The sequence below is a fragment of the Enteractinococcus helveticum genome, assembly GCF_020742345.1.
GTDB classification, from domain to species: domain Bacteria; phylum Actinomycetota; class Actinomycetes; order Actinomycetales; family Micrococcaceae; genus Yaniella; species Yaniella helvetica_A.
Window position 1 is genome coordinate 1 of record NZ_DYXC01000119.1, and the last position, 7,333, is coordinate 7,333.

Annotated in this window: 7 protein-coding genes and 1 pseudogene; 3 read left to right on the plus strand and 5 right to left on the minus strand. The window is 57.1% G+C overall.

Annotation, left to right across the window (positions count from 1 at the left end; genetic code table 11):
* A pseudogene (locus K8V32_RS10715) lies at positions 1-607 on the plus strand (5,10-methylene tetrahydromethanopterin reductase); the annotation flags it as partial.
* Between the two features lie 70 nt (positions 608-677).
* A complete protein-coding gene (locus K8V32_RS10720) occupies positions 678-3,128 on the plus strand; it encodes an excinuclease ABC subunit UvrA (protein ID WP_303907047.1) in 2,451 nt (816 codons plus the stop codon).
* An 83-nt stretch (positions 3,129-3,211) separates the two neighbouring features.
* Here the strand turns inward: K8V32_RS10720 and K8V32_RS10725 are convergent, their stop codons facing one another.
* Complete coding sequence (locus K8V32_RS10725) at positions 3,212-3,508, minus strand: type II toxin-antitoxin system RelE/ParE family toxin (protein ID WP_303907050.1); 297 nt, start codon at positions 3,506-3,508, stop codon at positions 3,212-3,214.
* The gene (locus K8V32_RS10730) at positions 3,505-3,759 is read right to left on the minus strand and encodes a ribbon-helix-helix domain-containing protein (protein WP_303907053.1); all 255 of its coding nucleotides are present in this window, start codon (positions 3,757-3,759) and stop codon (positions 3,505-3,507) included. The genes K8V32_RS10725 and K8V32_RS10730 overlap by 4 nt, the downstream gene beginning before the upstream one ends.
* Positions 3,760-3,928: 169 nt before the next feature.
* Between K8V32_RS10730 and K8V32_RS10735 the strand changes: the two genes are divergently transcribed.
* Complete coding sequence (locus tag K8V32_RS10735) at positions 3,929-4,318, plus strand: hypothetical protein (RefSeq protein ID WP_303907056.1); 390 nt, start codon at positions 3,929-3,931, stop codon at positions 4,316-4,318.
* A gap of 333 nt (positions 4,319-4,651) precedes the next feature.
* Here the strand turns inward: K8V32_RS10735 and K8V32_RS10740 are convergent, their stop codons facing one another.
* From K8V32_RS10740 to K8V32_RS10750, 3 genes are read right to left on the minus strand one after another with little or no spacing between them, the layout of a single operon-like run.
* A complete protein-coding gene (locus K8V32_RS10740) occupies positions 4,652-5,824 on the minus strand; it encodes an FAD-binding domain (protein WP_303907059.1) in 1,173 nt (390 codons plus the stop codon).
* A gap of 50 nt (positions 5,825-5,874) precedes the next feature.
* Entirely contained in the window at positions 5,875-6,714 is an 840-nt protein-coding gene (locus K8V32_RS10745) for a CoA transferase (RefSeq protein WP_303907064.1), read from the minus strand.
* A complete protein-coding gene (locus K8V32_RS10750) occupies positions 6,715-7,128 on the minus strand; it encodes a VOC family protein (protein ID WP_303907067.1) in 414 nt (137 codons plus the stop codon).
* Positions 7,129-7,333 lie beyond the last annotated feature (205 nt).

The following is a 7,333-nucleotide window of genomic DNA, read 5'->3' on the forward strand; positions in this document are numbered from 1 at the left end:
AGTCGATCGAGTAGAACAACAGATGCAGGCTGCCGGGCGTCGCAGAGCATCAGCACGTCTGATCACATCGGTGACAGTCATTGCAGCAGCCACAGATGAAGCAGCCTATGATCGCTTCCGCGACTACAGCCAATACGTTGATCAAGACGCGGCCCTTGCCCTGTTTGCTGGCTGGACGGGCTTGGACTTATCGAAATATCAGCCAGACGACGTATTGCAAGACGTACATATTGAGGGCAACCGTTCTGCACTGCAATCCTTTACCTCAATGGACCCAGACCGCGCATGGACCATCGCCGATCTGGCATCATATATGTCCATCGGCGCTCGCGGACCGGTGATCATCGGTTCCGGCAAGACCGTCGTTGACGAACTGGAACGATGGATACAAGAAGCTGGTGTTGACGGCTTCAACGTTGATTACGCACTACGCGGCCCGGATATGACGGCGTTCGCCAAGTTTGTCACCCCCGAACTGCGAGCACGTGGACACCTAACCCCGGCACCACCGGTCGGGTCTGATCATCAAACCCTTCGCGGTCGAATTTTCGGTACCGACTGGCTGCCACAAGACTCCACCGGGGGCGCATATCGTAGGGGTCAATAAATGGCGGCCGACACCTTGAGCATGACACGGGTATCGCGGCCTCGGGAGTGACCACATTAGACTGGTCTAGGTGACCGATCAAGCCAGCTTTCAGAGTCCAACACATATTCACGTTCGTGGCGACCGGGTCAATAATCTGAAAAATATTGACGTCGACATTCCACTGAATCAGCTGGTGGGCATCGTTGGCGTATCTGGTTCAGGCAAGTCGTCGCTGGCCATGGGCACCCTCTATGCCGAAGGTTCCCGTCGATACTTGGAAGCCCTATCGACCTATACCCGACGCAGAATGGCAGCCACCGGGCGGGCAGCGGTGGATTCAGTCAGTCATATCCCACCGGCACTGGCCCTACGGCAGCGGCCGGGAGTCGCTGGTGTGCGATCCACATTTGGCACCTCAACAGAGCTGCTCAACATTGTGCGGCTGATCTTCTCACGCTTGGCCGAACACCGTTGCCCACACTGTGGCACCTATGCTTCGGCCACCATCAACGTAGCGCTGGAACATCCCATCACCTGCACCCATTGCGGCCAAGACTTTTACGCACCAGGTGCCGAAGACCTAGCCTTCAATTCCGCCGGAGCCTGCCCGGAATGTGCCGGCACCGGGATCACCCGGCAGGTGGATGACGCCAGCCTGGTACCGGACCCAACCAAAACCATTGACGAAGGTGCCGTGGCACCCTGGAACCAATTTGGGTTCAACGTCCAACCCCAAATCGTGGCCGAATTCGGCGTGCGAATGCAGGTACCGTTTCGCGAACTCACCGTTGCAGAACGCGAGATCGTCTTCAACGGTCCAGAGGAAAAGAAAGCCATTACGGTGACCAGCCGCAAGGGTGTACACGATCTGGATTTCACGTTCCGCAACGCCAGACTCACTGTAACCAAAGAACTCGAACGTGCCACCGACGCCCGAAGATTGCAGCGGGTGTCAAAATTTCTTGTCGAAAAAATCTGCCCGATCTGTCACGGCACCCGGCTTTCACCACGGGCACGCGAACCCCGCATTGGTACCCAAAACCTCGCCTCAATCTCAGCACTTCCTCTCCACGATCTACTCGATTGGGCGGCCAGCCTGGAACTGCCCAACCAACTCACCGAGCTTGGAACAGCCCTGGTGGCCACACTGCAAGACATGGGCAAACGGCTCCTGCAGCTGGGGCTGGGGTACCTTTCCCTTGATCGAGCCTCGTCCACCTTGTCCAATGGTGAACGCCAACGCGCCCAATTGGCTCGAGCAGTGCGCAATGAAACCACCGGTGTGCTGTACATCCTGGATGAACCATCCATCGGGTTACACCCCGCCAATGTCGAAGGTCTGATTGGCGTGATGCACGATCTGCTCCACGAAGGCAATTCGGTGGTGTTCGTGGATCACGATGTCGCCGTGATCCAGGCTGCTCAGCATCTCATTGAAATTGGCCCGGGCTCTGGAGCCCACGGCGGCACCATTGTCACCACAGGCACACCCGAAGAAGTCGCCAGCCAATCGGCGTCAGCCATTGGTCGGCACTTATGTGGCCCACAGCCCATCGAACGTTCCCATCCGGAACCAACCGGCTGGATTTCGTTACAAACCACCCCGATCCACACCGTTGCTGCACTGGATGTCAGCTTTCCTACCGGTGTGCTCACCGTGGTCACCGGCGTATCCGGCTCCGGGAAAACCACGTTAGTACTGGAATCCTTGCTGCCTGCACTCAACGGTGACACCCCGGAACACGTCGAACACATCGCAGGGGATATCGACCGGACTGTGCTGGTGGATGCCACGCCCATTGGCATCAACATTCGATCCACCGTGGCCACCTATTCAGGCATTATGGACCAGCTGCGCACCGAATTCGGCAAGCTCAGTGACCATTACACTGCAGCCGACTTCTCCTACAACACCGGCTCACTGAAATGCCCAGAATGCGACGGGAACGGTCAGATATCATTGGACGCCCAGTTCTTAGCCGACGTCCACATGACGTGCCCGACCTGTCACGGTACGCGATACCGTCCAGAGGTTGCCGACATCCAGTTGGAAGGGCATTCATTGCCCCAGATCCTGGCGCTGACCGCAGCAGAAGCCGCAGACCTGTTCGCAGAATATAAGCGTATTGTTCGCAAGCTCAACGTGCTGATTGATCTGGGCTTGGGCTACTTAACCCTGGGCGAAGCTACCCCTGCTTTGTCAGGTGGTGAAGCCCAGCGGCTGAAGTTATCCACCGAATTGGGACGGAATCAGCAGGGCACACTTTTTGTTCTGGACGAACCCTCGGTGGGTCTGCATCCCGACGATGTCGCAGTATTAGTTGGCGTGTTGGATCGGCTCATCGCACGTGGCGCCACGGTCATTGTGATCGAACACGATCTAGACATCATTGCCGCAGCAGACTGGCTGATAGATCTCGGCCCCGGCGGTGGTGCCGACGGCGGTCGTATTGTTGCCACCGGAACCCCGGACGACGTCGCAGCGACTGATACCCTCACCGCAACCTACCTGCGCGCCCACCTGGCTGCCCACCCGTGAGGATCACCGCGGTCAATCGCACCATTCGGAGCGGCGAATTGCAGCCATCGGGTGGTTCAAGTGCTGCCACGTCGACTTCACCGTCAGCCTTCGAGCGCGTCTGGATGATGGTGCCGCGAGTGTAACACTCGGACGACGAGCAATTCGCTTATTTGGGTCTGCTGGTAAAAGAGTCCGTAGGGAAATTGTCGCATTCGTGTTCTCCGGAGATCTTCGAACCCTTCGACCGGCGGTGAACCCTTGGGGAACGCGATGATCCGCGCGATAACAGCGTCGATATCGTCGAGGAAGCGCGCGCTCAGCTCGTGATCGATATCCCTGTAGTAGTCGACGGCTTTTTCAAGGTCGGTCACCGCCTGCGGCGTGAGGACAATCTTCAACGCTGGCCTCGAAGACTCCCGCGGACGTCGGTCCAGTCGCGTAGGGAGACAGGGTCCGAAGGGACGGCGTCAAGGGCTGCTACCAGTGCTGCCTTCTCCTCTTCGGTCGGCCTATAGACCGGTTCCCCGAAGTATCTACGTAGTGCTTCCTGAATAACTTCTGAACGGCTGCGGTGCTCGACGGCACGCGCCTGTTCCACCATCTCATACAACTCTTTTGGAAGGGTCACCGTCACTTTTTCCACTGTCATATGTACCTCCTTGGTATGAAATAATCATACCAATGGCCAATGCGGTTATGGAATCGAGATTTGCCTGCCTACATCCGGACAGGTTTACCCAACCAGAGTAAAAATAGAGACGACGACAGACACCCTGTATCCGAGGTCATTTGAAAAGGACTCCAGCAGAATGCACGACGTGAGTAAAGTACCGCCCTTGAACCTGGGGGACCTGCGCTTTGAAATCACGACACAAACTCGAAAGCGACTCTTTGGACGCCGTCCAAAGGTCTTGTTGATGGTCCAGGTGTCGTTATCCGGTTACCGGATGGAATTCGACTCACGAGAGATACTCGATCTGGCCAACGGGCCACTCATTATTGAAGCGGTCTCGGCGAGCCCTGACGGGGATTATTTTCTGGCTTCACCTGCTGTCATCGAACCAAGCAGTGCAGTAGGTGCTAGCTTGCCAGGACACGAAAACAGCGCTGATAGTTTGCTCGTAATGCGCGGCAACGGTGTACTGGCAAAATTATCAGGTGCGCAGCAGGAGGAACTCATCGCTTGGCTGCAGTCGGTTGAGACTTAGCCCCGCATTGTTCCACCGAACGTCAAGAGATCCTTGATGTGATGAGGGTCCGATGACTCCCGAAATGCTTGGGCTTACCGGCACGCGTTAAGAGCAGCCGTGGTCATTGCATCAGTGATCTCCATAGACTTTGAGCGGTGCATGACTTTCATAGCAAAGATCACTAGTGTCTCGTCGTAGTGTTTGGTGATCGCTCGATAGTTGCCGATGCGATAGCACCAGTGGCCACGGAGTTGGTCCGGTGGAGACGGGCTTTGGGCGGGCTTCAGAACCGGAAGCGTCGGTGACCAGTTGGGCCCGATACGACCACGCTGATGTGTGGTGCCCCGGTTATCACCACGCTGGTAGCTCGATGGGATCGTGAAGGCTGCGACCCATCGCCAGATTCGCGACGAAGGGTATCCCCATCAACCTCAAGGTGGCGTTGCGTAACCATAATTGTCGGCGATTAGCAGGTGCGAATGCAGAGTCTAATCGCAGGGCAGCGTCTTGTTTTTCTTCAATCATGGGACGTAACTGCTGCTCATAGGCCGCGAAAGCCCGGCCGTAGTTGCCTTGAGTATGGCGCAACTGAGCGGCCAATATATAGGCTTCAACCATGGCTAGCGCGGAGCCTTGACCGGCCAGCAATGAGGGTGCCGCCGCGGCATCACCCAACAGCGCGATGCGACCGCGTGACCACTCCGGCATACGTATCTGACTCGCCCGGTCCATATAGAAGGTCTTCGCCTGTGGGAGTTGTTCAAGAATGCCCGGTACTTCGCCACCAATATGGCTCAATCTGGTGCGCAATAACTCGTGTTGGGCTTCAACATCGTGCAGCGGTATTGGCCGGTCGTCGCGGAAAGTAAACAGCACCAGGGTGGTGTCATCACGCAGCGATACGCGCAATGTTTGCACCCCGATGGTTGTTTGGGTGACGGCGACCAACTCGTTGCGCGGGCGGTAACCTTCGAGTTCGAGTGCACTCACCATCAGGCCCACGTGGCGTTCGAATTTGGCTTCGGGACCAAACACCAGCGACCGCACCTTCGAATGCAATCCATCGGCACCAAAGACCAGATCAAAGTCGCGGGGTGGGCCGTGTTCGAATTCGACGTGAACTCGTTGTCCGTCGTCATCCAATGCTGTCACCGTGTCCCCGAAGATGGTTTCGACCTCGTCGTCGAGGCGATCATAGATGGCGGCAGACAGATCTGAACGGGCAATGGAAACGTATCGACCGCCGGTGGCATCAACAATTTTTGCCGGATCGACGCGAGCAACTATGTTACCGGTGGCAGAGACCTCGCGCAGCTCCTTGATGACATAACCATCGCGCATGAGCCGCGGTACGATGCCCATGCGTTCGGCGACATCAAAACCGGCACCCCAGAAGTCAACTAGGTACCCGCCCTTGCGCAACTGTGGGGAAGCCTCGAACAGTGTGACCTCATGCCCGTCCCGATGGAGCCAGTAGGCCAGGGTGGGGCCGGCGATACCCGCCCCGACGATCAAGATCCGCATGGTATTCCCCTCATAACGGCGTCGTCGTTTCAATCGTAGTTGGCAGTGGGCTAGTTGTCTTCCACGGCAGAAAATGGCAGATCGTGTTGGTTGGCAAATTCCAGCCATTCGGCGGTTGAATATTTGGCGAAGTGCTCGGCCAGTGTCACAAAACTCTCGCCCAGCAGAGCCGTGAGCCTGGTGTGAAAGTGCGGTTCGAGTGCTGCCACAGCAATCCAACCGTCCTGGGTTTTATAGATTGCATACTGTGGGTGAGCGCCGGACAGGATCTCGCCCGGTGCGGTAGCCCCGATGCGAAATGCTTCGGCAGCCTCGTCCACCCCCTGTTTCAGCCCGATTCTTCGGTGCACGACGACGTTGTTCCCGTTGGCTTGAGCCTGCTCCCGCTCCCGGAGTGCATCCAGTGCGGCAATCGTGGCCTGGTACCCGCCAATTAGATCGGCCCATGGCACACGAGGCACCTGCGGGGAAGCCAGCACACCAGCCGCAGCCTGATAGGTCAGATCATGTCCCGGGGCGTTGGGTGCTTCAAGATCACCAATAATTTCAATGTGCGCAACACCAGCCTGTCGAACCAGGTCATACAGGCCAAGCCGCTCGGCTGCGCTGGGCCGCATCGAGGAGATGAGCATGTCCGCGTCGGTGAGTAATGCGACGAACCGAGCTGTGCCGGGCTGGGTCTTCAGATCCAGGGCCTCAATGGTTTGTCCCTTATTGAGCGCTTGATACCACTGTGGAAATGCTTGCACTGCATCACCGGTCGGCGGCTCAATTTTGATAATCGACGCCCCGAGCCGTTGCAAGTGCCGTGCAGCCAGTGGTCCCGGTAGGTTGGTTGCAAGGCTGACAACACGAACCCCGGCCAAGCTGTCGGAATAGTGCGCAAACATTTAGGAGGCGGCGGACTCAGGGGCAACGCTGAGTTGCCAGGAGACACCGTAACGATCGGCGACCCAGCCAAACGGCCCGAAACCATAATCATTCTTTGGCATCATGGCAAAACCATCCTCGGATAGTGCCGCATAGAGCTGATCCAGCTGTGCTTCGGATTCGCATGTGAAGGTCAACGAGATGGACGGGGTGAAATCAAAGTCGTGGATTGGGGCGCTATCCATAATGTTCAACTGCAGGTCCGCGATGCGAAAAGTGGCCAGCTGAAGCTGGCCGTCCATCTCCGGGGTTTCAGCGCCGTAGCGATGACTCGTCAGGACTTCACCACCAAATAGCTCCACATAAAACTGCATGGCTTCCTCAGCTTGACCGTCTTGAAACATCAAGTGCGGGGTAAGTTGTTGATTTGTCATGGGGATATCCTTTCGATGTACCTCGCCGTCGTCCACATTCTACGGTTGAAGCCCTCACATCGATACGGTCTGGGGCATATGCTGGTGCTGTAGGACGACGTCAAACCTCGTGATGAGCTGAGGGATACCCATGGACTGGAGTGCTTGGCTGCCACTGCTGGAGGCCACCGACTACACAATCGCCCGTGAAATACTCCTGCGTGGG

Bases quoted from the DNA above. Each gene is read 5' to 3' on its own strand.
- K8V32_RS10730 (WP_303907053.1), bottom strand. From the start codon at position 3,759: ATGACAGTGGAAAAAGTGACGGTGACCCTTCCAAAAGAGTTGTATGAG.
- K8V32_RS10740 (WP_303907059.1), bottom strand. From the start codon at position 5,824: ATGCGGATCTTGATCGTCGGGGCGGGTATCGCCGGCCCCACCCTGGCC.
- K8V32_RS10745 (WP_303907064.1), bottom strand. From the start codon at position 6,714: ATGTTTGCGCACTATTCCGACAGCTTGGCCGGGGTTCGTGTTGTCAGC.
- K8V32_RS10750 (WP_303907067.1), bottom strand. From the start codon at position 7,128: ATGACAAATCAACAACTTACCCCGCACTTGATGTTTCAAGACGGTCAA.